17 protein-coding genes are annotated in these 18,504 nt (G+C 27.4%); 2 read left to right on the top strand and 15 right to left on the bottom strand.

Annotated elements, in window-relative coordinates:
• Positions 1-16: 16 nt before the first annotated feature.
• Positions 17-2,473, bottom strand: coding sequence for a hypothetical protein (locus Q7K47_06850; protein ID MDP0506941.1), 2,457 nt, complete (start codon positions 2,471-2,473; stop codon positions 17-19).
• Positions 2,474-2,692: 219 nt separating this feature from the next.
• Between Q7K47_06850 and Q7K47_06845 the strand changes: the two genes are divergently transcribed.
• Complete coding sequence (locus tag Q7K47_06845) at positions 2,693-2,914, top strand: hypothetical protein (protein MDP0506940.1); 222 nt, start codon at positions 2,693-2,695, stop codon at positions 2,912-2,914.
• 24 nt (positions 2,915-2,938) lie between these two features.
• On the opposite strand, the gene Q7K47_06840 is transcribed toward Q7K47_06845, so the two are convergent.
• The 12 genes from Q7K47_06840 to Q7K47_06785 all read right to left on the bottom strand — a co-directional run bounded on the left by Q7K47_06840 (position 2,939) and on the right by Q7K47_06785 (position 14,772).
• Positions 2,939-3,160, bottom strand: coding sequence for a hypothetical protein (locus Q7K47_06840; GenBank protein ID MDP0506939.1), 222 nt, complete (start codon positions 3,158-3,160; stop codon positions 2,939-2,941).
• 117 nt (positions 3,161-3,277) lie between these two features.
• Complete coding sequence (epsC, locus tag Q7K47_06835; protein MDP0506938.1) at positions 3,278-3,805, bottom strand: serine O-acetyltransferase EpsC; 528 nt, start codon at positions 3,803-3,805, stop codon at positions 3,278-3,280.
• 9 nt (positions 3,806-3,814) lie between these two features.
• Positions 3,815-4,744, bottom strand: coding sequence for a cysteine synthase A (cysK, locus tag Q7K47_06830; GenBank protein MDP0506937.1), 930 nt, complete (start codon positions 4,742-4,744; stop codon positions 3,815-3,817).
• A 59-nt stretch (positions 4,745-4,803) separates the two neighbouring features.
• On the bottom strand, positions 4,804-6,312 hold the full coding sequence (locus Q7K47_06825) for a sodium-dependent transporter (protein MDP0506936.1): 1,509 nt from the start codon (positions 6,310-6,312) through the stop codon (positions 4,804-4,806).
• 348 nt (positions 6,313-6,660) lie between these two features.
• Positions 6,661-7,905 (bottom strand): glutamate-5-semialdehyde dehydrogenase, encoded by a 1,245-nt coding sequence (locus Q7K47_06820; protein MDP0506935.1) that lies wholly within the window; start codon positions 7,903-7,905, stop codon positions 6,661-6,663.
• A gap of 8 nt (positions 7,906-7,913) precedes the next feature.
• Entirely contained in the window at positions 7,914-9,035 is a 1,122-nt protein-coding gene (gene proB / locus Q7K47_06815) for a glutamate 5-kinase (GenBank protein MDP0506934.1), read from the bottom strand.
• Positions 9,036-9,162: 127 nt separating this feature from the next.
• Positions 9,163-10,401, bottom strand: coding sequence for a dicarboxylate/amino acid:cation symporter (locus Q7K47_06810; protein ID MDP0506933.1), 1,239 nt, complete (start codon positions 10,399-10,401; stop codon positions 9,163-9,165).
• Positions 10,402-10,641: 240 nt separating this feature from the next.
• Entirely contained in the window at positions 10,642-10,842 is a 201-nt protein-coding gene (locus tag Q7K47_06805; protein ID MDP0506932.1) for a cold-shock protein, read from the bottom strand.
• Positions 10,843-11,095: 253 nt separating this feature from the next.
• Entirely contained in the window at positions 11,096-11,296 is a 201-nt protein-coding gene (locus Q7K47_06800; protein MDP0506931.1) for a cold-shock protein, read from the bottom strand.
• A gap of 148 nt (positions 11,297-11,444) precedes the next feature.
• Positions 11,445-13,973 carry an AMP-binding protein gene (locus Q7K47_06795; GenBank protein MDP0506930.1) on the bottom strand — a complete coding sequence of 843 codons (2,529 nt, stop codon included), beginning with the start codon at positions 13,971-13,973 and terminating at the stop codon, positions 11,445-11,447.
• Between the two features lie 23 nt (positions 13,974-13,996).
• Positions 13,997-14,143: a hypothetical protein gene (locus Q7K47_06790; protein MDP0506929.1), complete on the bottom strand. Its 147-nt coding sequence runs from the start codon at positions 14,141-14,143 to the stop codon at positions 13,997-13,999.
• Between the two features lie 8 nt (positions 14,144-14,151).
• On the bottom strand, positions 14,152-14,772 hold the full coding sequence (locus Q7K47_06785) for a hemolysin III family protein (GenBank protein MDP0506928.1): 621 nt from the start codon (positions 14,770-14,772) through the stop codon (positions 14,152-14,154).
• A 142-nt stretch (positions 14,773-14,914) separates the two neighbouring features.
• Between Q7K47_06785 and Q7K47_06780 the strand changes: the two genes are divergently transcribed.
• Positions 14,915-15,487: a nitroreductase family protein gene (locus Q7K47_06780; GenBank protein MDP0506927.1), complete on the top strand. Its 573-nt coding sequence runs from the start codon at positions 14,915-14,917 to the stop codon at positions 15,485-15,487.
• An 83-nt stretch (positions 15,488-15,570) separates the two neighbouring features.
• On the opposite strand, the gene Q7K47_06775 is transcribed toward Q7K47_06780, so the two are convergent.
• Both Q7K47_06775 and Q7K47_06770 read right to left on the bottom strand, forming a co-directional pair.
• The gene (locus Q7K47_06775) at positions 15,571-16,857 is read right to left on the bottom strand and encodes an L-serine ammonia-lyase, iron-sulfur-dependent, subunit alpha (protein ID MDP0506926.1); all 1,287 of its coding nucleotides are present in this window, start codon (positions 16,855-16,857) and stop codon (positions 15,571-15,573) included.
• Between the two features lie 209 nt (positions 16,858-17,066).
• Positions 17,067-18,497 (bottom strand): sigma 54-interacting transcriptional regulator, encoded by a 1,431-nt coding sequence (locus tag Q7K47_06770; protein MDP0506925.1) that lies wholly within the window; start codon positions 18,495-18,497, stop codon positions 17,067-17,069.
• Positions 18,498-18,504: the final 7 nt, after the last annotated feature.

Here is an 18,504-nt window from a genome sequence, read left to right as displayed (position 1 = left end):
ATCTCCTTTAATAATTTTATTTTATACCTTTTTCAAGCTTTATAAGTTCTATCAATAAAAAAATTTTCAATTCTATTTTATTTTCATCTGCCTCTTTATTTAAATTATCTTGCAATTCTTCTCTATAGTCTGTAGCATTATCTTTATTTAGAATTATAAACTCTTTTTCTAACAATCCATCGAAATCTAATTTAAATTCATTGTTTAATTCATCATAAGAACTTTCTAATCCTAGCAATAGTTCCTTTCTTGTTTTATTTTCAAAATATTCTTCAGGTATTGCTTTTTTCTTTTTTTCACTTTTAGCTTCCACTGGCAAATCTAGAATTTTCTCAGCAAAAATTAATGAATTTTTAACTTCATCAACAGTTAAATAAACTTGTTTTAATTCTTCTTCTAAACCTTCAGCTCTCATTCTAAGTTTTTTTATAATTTCTTTTAAAAAATCCACTTTTAATTTTTCTTTTAAATTTTTTTCTAAATTATCAAACGCTACTTCACTTTCTTTTATGGATAATATAAATTGAAGTAAAATTTGAATATTTTTATTATACTTTAAATATAACTTAATTATAGTTTCTCTATAATCTATAACAGAAGTTTCTTTTTCTCCATCTTTATATATACCATTTTCATCTAAAACTATTTTTTCTAAAAAAAAGTAATCTATTTTATCAATTTCATTTTTATAATCCAATACCAAAGAGCTTAATTCTTTACTACTATTAATAATATATTCATTTAAATTAGAAAATCCTTTTTCTAAAAATTCATTATATTTATATATTCTTTTACTGTTAGAATATCTATCTTTTATAAGAGATAATCCTTCAGTTAGTCTTCCTTGTATATTTTTTTCTATTTTTTCTATTTCTAATTCATATTTATCTTTTTTTTCATTTTTATAAACTTTCAACCTATCATAATTATTCCCTGTATTTTCAGTAAAAAATAAATATCTTAAAAATATAATATTTTTATCAATTTTATTTTCATCAATAACATAATCCATATCATTAAATGAATTTTCTTCTAATTTTTTCGCTGAAACATTTTTAAAACAATCCGAAATTATTTTCCATTCTAATTCATAAACTTTATTTTTTTCTTCTATCTTTCCTATGAAATTTTTTAGTTGTTCTAAATACCTTGGAACCAACAATAGCTTTTTAAAATTTAAACTTATTTCAATAAAATTATTTATTATTTGTATTTTTGCATCAGAATTTTTACTATTTTCTTCTTTCTCTTTTTGGTTATTTTTTAATAAATTTGCTTTAAACTTTAATTTCTTTTCAAAAGAATCTATTCTACTTGTTATTCTATCTATCACTTTTTTTAAATCTGGACTTCTAGCTAATATCTCCTCTATTTTTGCATCTTTAATACTAAAAGAATGTTCTATATATTTATTAAAATATTCTTTAAATCCTTTTGAATATAAACTTTCATCTAATATTTCATTTGCTTTTTTTACTCCAGAAAATAATTCTTCCATATATTCTTCATCATACAAATATACCCTTTTTATCCCTTTTGGTATTCTTTCATCTATTATCGCTAACAAACTAATTATTCTATTTTTATCACTTATTCTTTCAAAATTATCTAAGCATAAAACTATACTTTTATTTTTAGTTTCCAGTTCTTTAATTTTTTTTTCTAAATTTTGATTTTTATTTTCTACTTCTAATTTAAAAAAATTTAATATTGATTTACACCAAGAATTATTTTCTTCAAGTCCAGTTAATAATTTATCTTTTATCTTTAAAATACCATACTTTTCAAATATATTATTTAAATCTCTTTCTATCTTTTCTATAATTCTTTTATTTTCAGTGAAGATAGATACATCTATATATATTTTTTCATATTTTTTTTCAGCATTGTCACCATTTTCAGCTCTATAAAAAAACTCATTAAGAAAAACTGTTTTCCCTATTCCCCATGCTCCTGTTATTGCTACCGCATCCATATTTTTTAAATAAGTTTTTAATCTTTCTAATAAGTCTTCTCTACTTTTATATAATTCTTTTCTATTTTCATCTTCTTCTGCTTCTAGCTTATAAGATCTTTCTATAGAAAATATGACTTCTAAAACTAAAACTATTATTCCAAACATTAAAAGTATAGTTACTTTATCTAAAATATTTCCTAGACAAGTTCCTGTTGTAAATGCAAATATTAGTAATTCTATATGCAATATTTTAAAAAATGTTTTATTTATTTCTGACAAAGAAACCTTACTTTCAATATATTTTATGTAAAAGCATACATAAACTAATCCTGTAAATACTAATACTGTTATAATTTCCTTAATTCCAAAAGTATAAATATAATTTATATTTGTAATCATATCTTTTTCTAACAATTTTTCTGTAATTATTCTAGAACTTAGTCCTTCTCTTAAAACTACTCCTAATAAAAATGATCCTATAATTGTAATTATTTTTATAATATATTTTTTCCACATAATACTGTTACCTTCTTTTCTAATATTTTTGGCAAAATTAACCGATATATTATTCTACACTTATGATGAATTTCCTTTTTTTTATTTTTTTTATATCCCCTAGTCTTTGACAGCTTTTGTACTTCATGATAAACTTAAATAAGAATAAGATTCTAGTATAAATCTATATTAAACAAGGTTTAATATAACTTAATCTTACTAAAAATAAAAGGAGAAAATATGAAAAAATTTCTAGTATTATGTGTAGCCTTGGCTTTCACAGCATGTATGAGTAAAGAGGTTAAAGTTGGAGATCCTGATCTTCATCTTAAAGGAACAAAATTATATTATAAAGAAAAACTATTTACAGGAACTCTTGTTCAAAAAGTACCTTTAACTGAAGATAAATTTATAAAAATTAAATATAAAGATGGAGTTATTACATCTGATAAAAAAGACTAGGGAAAATCCCTAGTCTTTGACTTTTTATTCTTCTATTTTCTCTTCAGGCATTTCTACCCAACCTTCTCGAATTCTCTCCTTAACAACAATGTTTTCATCTGGATAACTTTCTTTAAGTTGTTTTGCATATTTCCAAATAGTCTTTAAACTATTTGATGACAAACATTCAATACAATTTTTATATTCTTCCCCATCTTTTATAATTGGTTTTCCGTAAACTTTAACAACATACTTGTCTTTCATCATAAATACCAACTCCTATCATTGTGTTTTAAATCAATTTCTAGTATATACCCTTAATTATACCCCGTTTTTGAAAAAAGTGGAAATGTTTATTTCGCATTTCCACTTTTTGGCTATTTTTTATCTCGTTTTGTTTATTTTTTTAACTTTTCCAGGAATTCCCACAACTGTAGCATTTTCTGGAACACTTGATAACACAACGGAATTGGCTCCTACTTTGCTTCCTTTTCCTATTGTTATATTTCCCAGAAGCTTTGCTCCTGTTCCTATAATACAGTTATCTTCAACTGTTGGATGTCTTTTGACTCCCTTTTCATTTCCAGTTCCACCTAAAGTTACTTGATGGTATAGCATTACATTATCACCTATTACTGCCGTTTCTCCAATAACTATTCCCATACCATGATCTATAAAAAATCCTTTTCCTATTACAGCTCCTGGATGAATTTCTATACCTGTAAAAAATCTTGAAACTTGAGAAATAAATCTTGCTAAAAAATATCTTTTCTTTGTATAAAGAAAATGAGCTATCCTATGGGCAATTAAGCTATGTACACAAGGATATAGTAGTAATACTTCTAATTTATTTCTTGCAGCTGGATCTAATTTAACTATATTTTCTAAATCGTAATTCAATTGTTTAAACATTATTTTCTCCTAAAATTTATATAAGTCTGTGGATAAGTATTTTTCTCCTCCATCTGGAGAAACTGTTAATACTTTTTTACCAGGACCTAATTTTTTAGCAACCTCTATTGCTGCATATATATTAGCACCTGTTGATATACCAAATAAAATTCCTTCATTTTTACCTACCACTCTACAAGTTTCAAAGGCATCTTCACTTTCTACCTTTACAACATGATCTATTACATCTAAATCAACTATTTTTGGAATAAATCCTGCCCCTATTCCTTGTATTTTATGTGGTCCTGGTTTTCCACCTGATAAAACAGGAGATTCATTTGGTTCCACTGCGTAAATTTTTATATTCTTATATTTTTCTTTTAGTTTTTTCCCGTTTCCTACAATTGTTCCACCTGTTCCAACTCCTGCAACAAAGGCATCTAAATCATTAAAATCTTCTATTATTTCTTCCGCTGTAGTATTATAGTGAATTTCTGGATTAGCTAGGTTATCAAATTGACCTGGCATAAAACTATTTTCTATTTCTTTAGTTAGTTCTTCTGCCTTTTCAATAGCACCCTTCATTCCTAATTTTCCTGGAGTTAATATAACTTCCCCACCATAAGCTTTCATAATATTTATTCTTTCTTGACTCATAGAATCAGGCATAACTATTTTTACATTATATCCTTTTAATCTTCCTATATAAACAAGACCAATTCCTGTATTTCCACTTGTTGGTTCTATTATTGTTCCATTTTCTTTTAATAAACCTTCCTTTTCAGCTTTTTCAATCATATTAAGAGCTACTCTATCCTTAATACTTCCACCAGGATTTTTCCCTTCTAACTTAATATATATATCAGCCATATCCTCACAGCAGTATGAATTACCACAAACATTATTTAATTTTAAAATTGGTGTCTTTCCTATTAATTCTAATACATTTTTTACTATCATATATATTCCTCCTTTAAATTTTAAATGTCTTAATTCATATGCAGCCTAATAAGATATTTCTAATCTTCTTTCTTTAAATACAAGAAGATTGAAGCTAAAAGCATAAGTAATATAACTCCCCAACCAAATACCATTTCTCCCATAAAGGCTTCTTTATTTTCAACTAATAACCCTGCTAATTTTTTAAATTCTTTACCTAGATTTGAAACAACTGTTATTCCTAATATTATCGGAGTCACATACTTTAATAAGAAATTAAAATATTTTCCAACTTTTATATTTGAATGTTCATTAGCATCTACTCTAATTTTTTCAACTCCATATACATAACAAACTAATATTGTTTCAACTAATCCAAGTGTTGCTATTACATAATTTCCAACATGTGAATCTACTATGTCTAATATATAATTAAATCCTGCAAATGTTGCAAAACATACACTTCCTAAAAATCCAATAATTGAAATTATTGTTACTATTCTTTCTCTTGGAATTTTAAATTTATCTAAAGAAGCTGTTGTAAAAGCTTCTAACATTGAAATACTTGAAGAAAGTCCTGCTATAAATAAACAGAAAAAGAATAAAAATCCAAGCATTCCTTGTAAAAATACATTTGAAGTTATTGTGCTTATTGCTATAGGAAAAGCTATAAATGCAATTCCTGCTCCACTTCCAAATGAATCAAATTGTACTCCCATATTTGTTACCAAATATCCTAAAGTTGAGAAAACTGTCACTCCTGCAATTATATCAAATGAAGCATTTGCCATAACTGTCATAAGAGAACTTCCTACAATATCTGAGTCTTCTTTTAAGTATGACCCATAAGCTATCATAACACCAACTGCCAAAGTTGTCGAGAAAAAAACTTGAGCATAAGCTGAAACCCAGATACTTGGATTTAATATTTTTGAAAAATCTGGTGTAAATAATTGCTTTAAACCTAGCATAGCGCCATTTAATCTAAGTGAATTTATCATAAACATAAACATCATTATTATTAATACAGGTGTAAATATTTTTGAAACTTTTTCTATTCCTTTTGAAATTCCCTTTCTTACAATAACCACATTAGCTATCCATACTAAAATTACAAAAGAAAATAAATATTTACTTATACCACTTGCAAAATCAAAGGGACCCTTTGCACTACCTGCTACCATTCCCATTAATTTCCCAGGATCTCCCATGAAATTAACTATTCCAAAGGCATGTCCTAAAGACCATACCATAAAGATAACAGATACTGATATAATAGTACAATAAAACATCATAACTATTATAGGTACCATCACTTGCATCCAACCAATCCATTCATACTTAGCACTTATAGTTTTAAAAGCTTTTATTGACCCTCCTCTAATTCTACGTCCATAAGTATATTCTAATATCATTAAAGGTATTGCACAAGAAAATAATGCAACTATATATGGAAAGAAAAAAGCTCCTCCACCATTTTTGTAAGCTTGAAATGGAAATCTCCATAAGTTTCCAAGCCCCACTGCTGCACCAATAGCTGCAAAAATAAATCCTGATCGACTTGTCCATAACTCTCTTTTCTTTTCCATTATTTCCCTCCTACTTTTTAATTTTTAATTTTTTTAATTTTTTCTATAAAAAAAACCTCAGGCTGCACCTGAGGTTCTAATTAACAATTTAACATTAATTATATATACACAGATACACTTTCTTGACTAGATATTTGCAACGCAAAATTAGTTTGTATCTGTTTTAATTAAAACAATTACAAACTTCTTTTAGCACCAACACCAAGAAAATGTATTTACAAGAGATGTATTTTTTTGATAATTATTATTTAATTTTTTCATTTGATACACCCCCCTTTGTTTTATTTTTTTATTTGAGGTATTCTAGCATTCTTTATTTAAAATGTCAATTATTTTTTTATTGAAATTTTAACCTCTTACTTGCCCATTACCTCTGATTATATATTTCCCAGTAGTTAATTCTCTTATTCCCATAGGTCCTCTAGCATGTAATTTTTGAGTACTGATACCTATTTCTCCTCCAAATCCAAATTCTCCTCCATCAGTAAAACGAGTAGAAGCATTAACATAAACACAAGCTGAATCCACTTCTTTTAAAAACTTTTCTGAATTTTCATTAGAATTTGTTATGATAGATTCTGAATGCTTAGTACTATACTTTTCAATATGATCTATAGCTTCTTCTACAGAGGAAACTGTTTTTATTGAAATTTTCAAAGAAAGATATTCTTCTTCCCAATCTAAATCAGTGGCTAATTCACAATTTTCTAAATATTCTGCTGCCTTTTCATCTGCAACTATTTCCACTTTTTTCTCTTTCAATTCTTTTTCTATTTCTTTCAATAAATTCAATTTACTTTCATGAATCAATAATGTTTCTATAGCATTACATACTCCAGGTCTTTGGGTTTTAGCATTTATTAATATTTTAACAGCCATATCATCTTGTGCAAATTCATCTATATATAAATGACAAACTCCTGCTCCTGTTTCTATAACTGGTATTTTAGAGCTTTCATTAATAGCTTTTTTTAAAGCCTTTCCACCTCTAGGAATAACTGCATCTATATATTCTACTTCACCTAAAAGTTCTCCCACTAATTTTCTGTCTGTTTTTTCTATTAATTGTACCGCACCTTTAGGCATTCCAGCTTTAATTCCAGCTTCTATTATAACCTTAGCTAAAGCTTTATTAGAATTAATAGCATCACTTCCACCTCTTAAGATAATAGCATTTCCTGACTTTAAACATAAACCTGCTGCATCAACTGTAACATTAGGTCTTGATTCAAAAATCATAGCTATAACCCCTATTGGAACCCTTACTTGCTCTATTTTTAATTCATTTTCTAATTTCCATCCCTTAACAGTTTCTCCTATTGGATCTTGAAAATCTGCTATTTTTAATAATGAATCTGATATCCCTTGTATTCTTTCTTCTGTAAGTTTAAGTCTATCTAAAAAAGCTTCTGATAAATTTTTAGCTTTTCCATTTAAAATATCTTTTTCATTTTCTAATAATATTTCTTCTAATGAATTAAGAAGAGCATCACTCATTGCTTTTAAAATTCTATTTTTATCCTTTGCACTTAAACTAATTAATTTTCTAGATGCAAGTTTTGCATTTTTACAAATTTCCTTTATATAATCCATTTCCCCTCCTAGTCTCTGCTTATGTTATTACTATGTATTACTTCTGAATATTCTTGGTATTTCAATATTTTTTCTATATCTTTACTGTGCCGACCTTTAATCAAATTAATCTCAGAAGAAGAATAATTTACTATCCCCTTTCCTATTTCTTTTTTATCAACTGAATATATAGCTATTACTTCACCTTTTATAAAGTCTCCTTCAACTCTAACAATTCCCTTCGGAAGTAAACTCTTACCTACCTTAATAGCTTCCTCAGCCCCTTTATCAACTACTATTTTCCCGTGCTTAGACGAATTATATTTTATCCAGTGCTTTTTAGAATTTTCTGTCTTATTATTTGCTAAGAATAAAGTTCCTACTTCTTTTCCTTCTAACACATCCACAATGATGCTAGGATTTTCTCCATTTGCAATAAGCATATTAATTCCCTTTGAAACAGTTATTTCTGCTGCTCTTATTTTTGTTGCCATTCCTCCAGTACCTAAACTGCTTCCAGCTCCCTTACCCATATCTTTAATTTCTGGAGTAACTTCTTCAACTGTACTTATTAATTTAGCTTCTGGATCTTTTCTTGGATCTGCTGTATAAAGTCCATCTATATCGGATAAAATTATTAATAAATCAGCATCTATCAAGCTAGATACTAATGCTGATAATGTATCGTTATCTCCTATTTTTATTTCCTCTGTTAAAACAGAATCATTTTCATTTATTATTGGTATTATATTTTTACTAATTAATTCAAAACATGCATTTCTTGCATTTAAAAATCTTTGTCTATCTCCTAAATCTTCCCCTGTTAATAGTAGTTGAGCTATATTTTTATTATATTCAAAAAATAATTTTTGATATAAATGAATTAAAGCAACTTGACCTACTGCTGCTATTGCTTGTTTTTCAGGAATTGTTTTGGGTCTTTCTTTCAAATTCAGTCTTCCCATTCCTGCTCCAACTGCTCCTGAACTTACAACAATAACTTCATAACCTAAGTTTTGAATATGTGATATGTTTCTAACTAATTTTTCTATTTTATTTATGTTTAGATATCCATTCTCATGAGTTAATGTTGATGTTCCTATTTTAATTACCACTCTTTTTACATTTTTCAATAATATTTCTCTATCCATAGCCAACTCCTTTCTATATTTTAATTCTTTACTTAGCTATATAATATCACATTATTTTAAGATTTTCAGTTATATTTTAACACAATAAAAAAAATAACCCTCAAAATAATTTGAGAGTTATTGTATATTAACCTAATTTTTTATTCAACCAATCTTTTCCTTCTACAGCTCTTGTAACTAACATTGAAGCTATTGTATCACCACTTGCATTAATCATTGTTGCTGGTGGATCTACCAAATAACCTATTGTAGCTATTATAGGAAATGCCTCAGGTGGAAAACCATACATGGTAACTATTAGCATTTCTCCTATTAATCCTCCTCCAGGAACTCCTGACATAACTACTCCACCTGCTATTGCAAGTAAAATTGCACTTATATAAGTTCCCATTCCTGTAAATGGTATTTCAAATATTCCAAACAAGAATGAAATCTTTAAAATAGTACTAAATACTGTCCCATCCATATGAGCTGTTGCTCCTATTGGAAGAACTATATCTCTTATATCTTTTGGTACTCCTATATTTTCGCAAGCTTCTAAGTTTACTGGAAGAGTTGCTATACTGCTTTGAGTTGCTACAGCTGTAACAGCTGGAGAAAATACATGTTTAAGAGATTTAACACCCTCTTTTCCTCCTGAAATATAAGCGTAAATAGGGAAAAATATAATCATATATACAAAACATAGAGGATAATAAATAGCCAGAGCTCTAGCGTAAGAACCTATCAAATCTTTTCCATATTGTCCTATTAATGCTGCAAAATATGCTCCTAAACCAATTGGGGCATAATACATTAATAAACTTACCATTTTTAAAAATACTTCTGATAATGCATCTAATCCCTTTGCAACTATTTTCCCCTTTTCTCCAATTGCGTTAACACACATACCAAATATTATTGCAAATATTATTAAAGGTAACATGTTTTTTCTTGATATTAACTGGGGAAAATCTGTAACAGTTAAAGCTGATACAATTTGACTACCTGTTGAAAAAGGCTTTAAAGTTGTTGCTTGAGGCATATTTAAAACTACTCCCTTTGCTGGTGGGAAAACATGGACAACAATTAAAACTAAAACTGCTGCAATAGCTCCAGTTCCAACAAATATTAATAGTAAACTTTTTAATATTTTACCAAGTCTTTTCATATCACTCATTGCTGAAATAGATCCACTAATTGTTACTAAAACTAATGGAACAACCAAAGTAAACATTCCATTTATAAATAAATCTCCTAAAGGTTTAAAAACTTTAGCCCCTTCTCCCATTTTTAAACCAACTAAACTTCCTATCAGTATTGCTCCTATTAAAATAATTGAAAACCTATAAGCTTCCCATATTCCTTTTTTATTTAATTTATCCATACATCCCTCCACTATAATTTTTTATAATCGATTCCTTATAAATAAATTATACCAATTTATTTTTTCTTTTTCCACTAATCAGTTTTTCTATTTTTTTGTTCCTTCCAATCTAATCTTTCCCTTTAAAAAAAAGGGCTTCTATTTTTTTTTGTTCCATTTTATAGAACATCTACATATACAAAAAAACATAAAAAAATCCCACTCTTATGAGCGGGATTAAAATTCTTTTTTTTACAAGAACTACGCGATTTCTACGTTAGCTGCTTGAGGTCCTTTTTGTCCTTCTTTTACATCAAAAGTTACTTCTTGACCTTCTTCTAAAGTTTTGAATCCTTCTTTTTTGATTTCAGAGAAATGTACGAATAAATCTTTCCCTTCTTCAGATGTGATGAATCCAAACCCTTTTTCTGCGTTAAACCATTTAACTGTTCCTTTGTTCATTGTGATACCTCCATAAAATACTTTTTTAATTTAATAGATAAAGACTAGTTTTGAACTTAAGTACTTATTTCGATACCTCATTCCACAAAGCTAAGTTTCTTTTAATCTACTTCTAGACAAGTATAACCTATATTGATACTTTTGTCAACTTAAATATTTTTTATTAATCATAAATTTCTTTTAATTCTAATTTAAAGTAAAAAAAATCCCACTCTTACGAGTGGGATGAAAATTACTTTTTTTTTTACAAGAACTACGCGATTTCTACGTTAGCTGCTTGAGGTCCTTTTTGTCCTTCTTTTACATCAAAAGTAACTGATTGACCTTCTTCTAAAGTTTTGAATCCTTCTTTTTTGATTTCAGAGAAATGTACGAATAAGTCATTTCCTTCTTCAGATGTGATGAATCCAAACCCTTTTTCTGCGTTAAACCATTTAACTGTTCCTTTGTTCATTGTGATACCTCCATAAAATACTTTTTAATGAATAGATAAAGACTAGTTTTGAAACTTAAGTACTTATTTCGATACCCCATTTCACAAAGCTAAATTTCTTTTAATCTAATTCAAGATAATTATAACTTATAATACCTGTTTTGTCAACTTAATTCTTTTTTGTTTTAAGGGTTTTCTGACTATTTTTCCAATTAAAAATCATATTTTTGGACTCTTTGACTATATCTTCAACAGATAATTTTTCAGGATAAATATCTCCCAAAACCTCTAATTCTAGGTCTCCTGATTTAAAGAACTTAGATCCATATGGCATTGCCTCATAAGCTCCTGTTATACCTAATACTGTTACAGGAATATTTAACTCCTTTGAAAGAATAGCAAAGAACTTTTTAAAGTTCTGTAGTTCTCCGTCTCTTGTTCTTGCTCCTTCTGGAAAAATGACTAAACTTTTATTGGATTTTAAAACTTTTGCTGCAATCTGTAAACTTTCTTTTAAATTTTTATTAATATCTACTAAAACAATATTTCCATGATCTGCCATGTATTTCATTATTGGTTTTTCAAAATGTTTTTTTATGGCAAAAAAGTAAGTGTTTTTAGCTTGAGAAGATTCGAACATTCTCCCTACTGCAAAGGCATCTATAAAACTTTCGTGATTACATATATATATTCTTCTATCTTTACTTATTTTGTCTAATCCCTTCTTTTTAAGTCTTAAATAAAAAGCAAATACAGGAGTAAGAACTATTCTTGTTATAGTAACCATAAAGCTTTTTGGTAAATCATATTTTATATCTTCTTTTAAAAGAATTTCCTTCCAATCCACATCTTCTTGGTGATAAAAATTACTGTTTTTTCTAATATATTCACAAATATCTCTAATAGCTTTAACTGTTCCAACTTCTTCTTCATTAATTTCAAATCCAAAAGTTTTTTCAATAAAAGCATTCATTTCAACAATATCTAAAGAGTCTAATCCTAAATCTATTTCTATATGAGAATCTGGAGTTATTTCTTCTCCATGTTCTTTTTTAATATATTCATAAAGAGCTTTAAACTCAACAGTACTATATTCTTTATCTTCTTTTCTAGCTTTTTCTTTCTTTTTAGCCTTAGCCTCTCTTGTTTCTTTTGTCTCATCATCTACTATTAAATCTTTAAGCATAAATCTTCTAAGCTTTCCTAACTTTGTTTTAGGTAATTCTTCTTTTACAATTTTTATTTCTAATATTTTTCTATATTTAGGAGCTGTAACATTATAGCTATCCACAATCTCCCATTTTAAAGTTTCTGTAATATTAGTTATTTTTCTTTCGTTTACAATTTTAAAATCAGGATAAACTAAAGCTAGTAAATGATTATTATGCTCAACAATTGCTATATCTTGAACTATGTCTGTTCCTTTTAATATTTCATTTTCAATATCTATAGGATTTATATTCTTACCATTAGATAGAACTATCATTTCTTTTTTTCTTCCTATGATAGAAATATATCCATCTTCTATTTTAGCTAAATCTCCTGTATGGAACCATCCATCTTCATCTATTGCAGCAGCTGTTGCTTCAGGTTTATTATAGTAACCTTTCATTACATTTCTACCCTTTACTACAAGCTCACCATCTTTTTCTATTTTTACTCTAACTCCTGGAATTAAAGTTCCAACAGTACCATTTTTAATATCATCTTCCCTATTAAAAGCTATAATAGGAGATGTTTCTGTTAATCCATAACCTTCTAAAACTTTTATTCCTAAAGTATTGAAATCATTTAATATCTCAGGATTAATTTTTGCTCCTCCTGAAACAAAAAATCTTATATGCCCTCCAAAGGCCTCATGAACTTTTTTGAAAACTAACTTGCTAAATTTATCATTATTTATTTTCCCACATAATTTAAATAATTTACTAGCAAAATTATTGCTTTTTATTTTACCCATTACTCCTTTGTGTATCATTTCCCAAAGTCTAGGAACTCCTACAACTATAGTAATTTTATGCTTTTTTAACGCTCCTGTTATTGAACTTGCTGAAAGATCATCTAATAAAACAATTAATGTTCCTATATGAATTGCCATAAGTAAATTTATCGAAAGAGGCAATACATGATGGTAAGGTAATAATGCCAGTATCCTATCTTGTGGAGTTGCCATTTTTATCTCTGTTATTGCATCTACATTTGACATTAAATTATCAAAAGTTAACATTACTCCCTTTGGTTTCCCTGTTGTTCCTGATGTATATAGTAAAACTCCTATATCTTCTGGATTAGGAGATTTTATTGAATACTCATCTACTTTAAAATCTTCAGGAATTTCTATCTCTTGTGTATTTATAACTTCAATTTTTTTCCCTGAAAGTTTAACAGCTTCTTTAGCTGTTTCATAATTTTTTGTTGACGTTAAAATATATTTAGGCTCACAATCTGATAAAACATATTCTAATTCTTCTTCATCATAAGAAGCATCTACATTTACTGGAGTTACCTTTGCATCCCAAGCTCCAAAAAAATTAAATATAAATTCCGGTCTATTTTCTATAAAATTTACTACTCTATCACCTTTATTAACCTTTAATATTGATGAAAAATATTTCGCTGCTCTTATCACTTCTTTATAAGAATAGGTCCTCTCCTTATAAATTATCGCTTCTTTGTTAAAATCCTTTACAAATTCCATAGTTTCCTCCATAATTTTAATAGTTATAAACTATCTATTATTTCTTCTAGTTCTTCCTTATCCTTTATTGACAAATCTATCCCTTTTTTCAATTTTTCCAAAACTTCTGAATCTTGACCTGTCATGCTTCTTTCTAACATTTTAATTATCATTTTTATATAAAAATTCATCTTTTCTCCTAAACTATATAATAAATAGATAAAAAATTAAATAAACTTCCACCTATTACAAACATATGCCATATACAATGACTAAATTTTAAATTTTTCATCATATAAAACAATGCACCTACTGAATAAATTATACCACCGGTAATTAAAAAGTCTAAAGACATAGTACTTAAAGATAATTTTATATCCTTAAATACAAACATTACCATCCATCCCATAAATAAATAAATTAAAGTAGAAACGGCTTTAAATCTTCCTGTGAAAAACATTTTAAAAATAATCCCAAATAAAGTAAGACCCCACTGAGCACAAAAAACAATCCATCTAGTTTTACCATGTAAAACAGTAAAAATATAAGGCGTATAAGATGCTGAAATCAACACATAAATTGCCACATGGTCTAAGACTCTAAATATATTTTTAGCCTTTCCTTTTTTTAAAATATGATATGTTCCTGACATTGAATATAAAAATATTAATGCCAATCCAAAAATTACACAACCTAAGATATAACCTGCTTCTAAAGTTTTAGAAGATTTGATAATCATTAAAACTAAAGCAATAACTGATAAACCAGCTCCCACATAATGACTTATTGCATTTAAATATTCTTCTAAAGTTTGTTTCATACTTCTCACCTCTTAATATAATCATATCTTATTATTCTATTTTTGTCTATAACTTAAAATTTAAAATTGACTTTTATTTATTTTTCATCTATTATCTAATTAGGGTTTAATACGGGTTTATTATCACTGGGAGGTTTAAATTATGGATAAAAATATATTTTTAAAAAATCGTTCATATAGATCTTTTACAAGTAGAAGTGTCTATAAGGAAGAATTATTAAAAATGATTGAAAACGCTAGACTTGCAGCTAGTGCTAGAAACGGTCAAAACATAAGATATGCTCTTGTTTGGGAAAAAAATCTATGTGATGAAATATTTCCAAATATTGCATGGGCTGGAGGAATAAAATGGAATCCTTCTGAAAAGGAATGTCCTCGAGCTTATATTGTATTATGTCTACCAAACAAAAAAAACTTAAATTATAACTATAATTATTTTGATATGGGTATTGCTTCTCAAAATATTTTGTTAACTGCAACTGAAATGAATTTAGGTGGATGTATTCTAGCATCATTTAACAAGGATAAAATACAACAACTTTTAAATATTCCTGAAAATTATAGCTGTGAGATTATGATTGCTCTAGGGGAGCCTGCTGAGAAATCATCTATCTTCAACGCTATACACAAAGAAACTAAATACTATCGTGATGAAGAAAATCATCATATGTACGTACCAAAGCTTTGTGTAAAAGATCTTATATTTAATAAATAATTTAAATTATTTAAAAAGCAGGAATTTATATTCCTGCTTTTTTGTGAGTTGTATATTATTTAAAAATTAAGATTATTTCTTATTTATTTTTTAGATAAGATGTCTATTACATTCATATCTATTTCTTTCATTCCTTCATTTGAAAGTCTTGCTATATTATCTATTGTATCTTCTAATTTTTCACTAACTATACCATCTGTTTTGCAAGCTCTTACCCCTGCCATAGAATATTTTGCTGACAATACTGATTCTCCAGAACAAGTGCATAATTTTACTGCACAACCATCTTTTGCACCATCACACATCATTCCTGAAACATTGGCAAACATATTTTGCATAGCCCCTGATATTTCTTCTATTTTACCTCCTAAAATCCAAGCAATTCCTGCTGAAGCTGCTGTTCCCCCTAGCATTGCTCCACATATTGGAGATAATCTACCTAATTTACATTTCATTCTAAGCATAATTAATATACTCATAAATAAAGCTCTTAAGCTTTTATCGTGAGATAATTTTAAATATTTAGATGCTGCTATTATAGGTAACGTTGTTTGAAAACCTTGATTTCCACTTCCTGCAACTGTCATTGCAGATAATGGTCCTCCTCCCATTCTCATATCACTTGCTGAAGAGACTGTCATTTTAACATAGTTTACTAAGTCATTAGATAATGTTTTTTCTTCTATTAATCTTTTCATTGTTCTTCCTATATGCATTCCGTAATCTTTTCTAAGCCCTTCCTCAGAAGCTGCTAAGTTCATATCAATACATTCTTTTAAGAATTCTAATTCTTTAATATCTATATTTTCAGCTATCTCAACTAATTCTTTAACTGTAAATTTAGAAATATCTAATTTTTCTTCTTTTATTTTATTTTCATTTTCTTTTTTTTCTTCTAATTTATTTAAAATAGTTTCTCCATTTTTTTCAACTTTAACTAAATTATCGTGTTTATCTAAAGTTATTGTTCTAATTTCTTCATTATCATTAATTGCTAAAACTTCTATATAAAATCTGCTATCTTGAACAGCTTCAGTCTCAACAAATCCCTTTTTCAATAATTCTTTAGCTTCTAAAACTAAATCATTAGTTATGTTTTTAAAAATTTCCATATCATTGTCTTCTTTAGTTAATAAATAACCTAAGGCTGAAGCTAATTTTATTCCTGCTTCTTCTGTATTAGGTAATTTTACGCAAAAAGCATTCTTAAAAATATTTGAACTTATCTTTAATTTTAACTTAGTAGCTGGTTTTTCTAAATATCTGCATGTGTTGGAAACTGCTAATCCTATAGCAACTGGTTCTGTACATCCCATACTAGGTTTCATTTCAGATTTAACTAATTTTATAAGATCTGTATATTTATTCATAACTTCACCTCTTTTTTAATTTATTTAACAAATATATAATAAGCAATTTTTATGCCAACTCATAACTCCTTATTTTTTCTGCTTTCTATTTATTTTCCCTTCTCTTAAATTTCTCATTTTTGATAATTCATTCTGCAATCATCTCCTAAACAATTAAAAAGAAAGGTTTATCATTTTTGATAAACCTTTCTCATTTTTGATAATTCATTTTATAATCCATAAGATAATAATTTTCTGTACAAGGTAGCTCTACTTATCCCTAGCTTTTTAGCTAGAACGTCCTTTTCTTCAACTGTTTTTATATCCTTCATTAATTCTTCTAGAACATTTTTTTCATATTCCCCAATTATTTGGGATAAATTTTTGTTTAATATATTTATTCCATTATTTTTGCTTATTTGTCTAGGTAAATCCTTAACATCAATATAACTTCCTTCTAATATATTCCCTATATATTCTATTATATTTTTAAGTTCTCTCACATTTCCAGGCCAATCATAAGCTACCAACATTTTTTCAGCTTCCCTTGTGACTCCTAAAATATTTTTCTTTAATTTTTTATTATAAATTTTTATAAAATAGTTTATAAAATTCATAATATCATCTTTTCTATTTCTTAAAGCAGGAATCTCTATTGGAATAACATTAATTCTATAATAAAGATCTTCTCTAAAAGTTTTTTCCTTTACCATTTCTTCTAAGTTCTTATTAGTTGCACAAATAACTCTAACATCTATGGGAATCGAATCTTTACCTCCAATTCTTTCTATTTTTTGTTCTTGCAAAACTCTCAATAATTTCTTTTGAACATGCAGCGGCATATCTCCTATTTCATCTAAAAACAAAGTACTTTTATTAGCTAATTCAAATTTACCAATATGCCCTTTCTTTTTAGCCCCTGTAAAAGCTCCCTCTTCATATCCAAAAAGTTCACTTTCTACAAGATTTTCAGGTATAGCCCCGCAATTTATAGATATCATTAATTCATCCTTTCTATCACTTACTGAATGAATATATTTTGCTAACAAATCCTTTCCTGTTCCACTCTCTCCTGTTATAACTATTGTGGAAGTTGAGTTTGCAATCTTATCACATAAGTTTAAAATCTCAATAATTTTTTTATTTCTCCCTATATATTTATTTCTTTTAAATTTATTACTTTGAGAATTTATTACCTCTTTTATCTGATCTTCTAATTTATTTTTTTCCATAGCAAGTTGGATTTTACTTTCAAGAAGTAAACTCATATACTTTAAAAATTCTTCTAATGAAGCTCTTTTTTCTAAGAGACATTTTTTTTGATCCTTATCAAAGGCTATTATTCCTATAACTCCTATTATTTCATCATTTAAATAAATAGGTTCTGCTATATTAGCAAGTTCTTTACAATAATTCCTCTTCTCGCATTTTAAGCAAGACTCTTCTTCTAAACAATTCCCTATATTATTTTCATATCCCTTTAAGATAATCTCTCCAAAAAGAGAATCATCAGGTATCTTTTCCCCTAACTTTTCTTTATATTCCCCTGTTCCTGCTACTCTTTTTAAATTCTTATCTATAATAGTTACATCAGCTTCCAATATGGAAGAAATAGCCATGGCATAATTTTGAATAAATTCTAGTTCTAATATTTTTTCCATACCTTCC

This window comes from Fusobacterium sp. JB019, from assembly GCA_030673965.1.
In the GTDB taxonomy this organism is placed as follows: Bacteria; Fusobacteriota; Fusobacteriia; order Fusobacteriales; family Fusobacteriaceae; genus Fusobacterium_B.
This window is presented reverse-complemented; position numbering and strand designations above follow the sequence as displayed.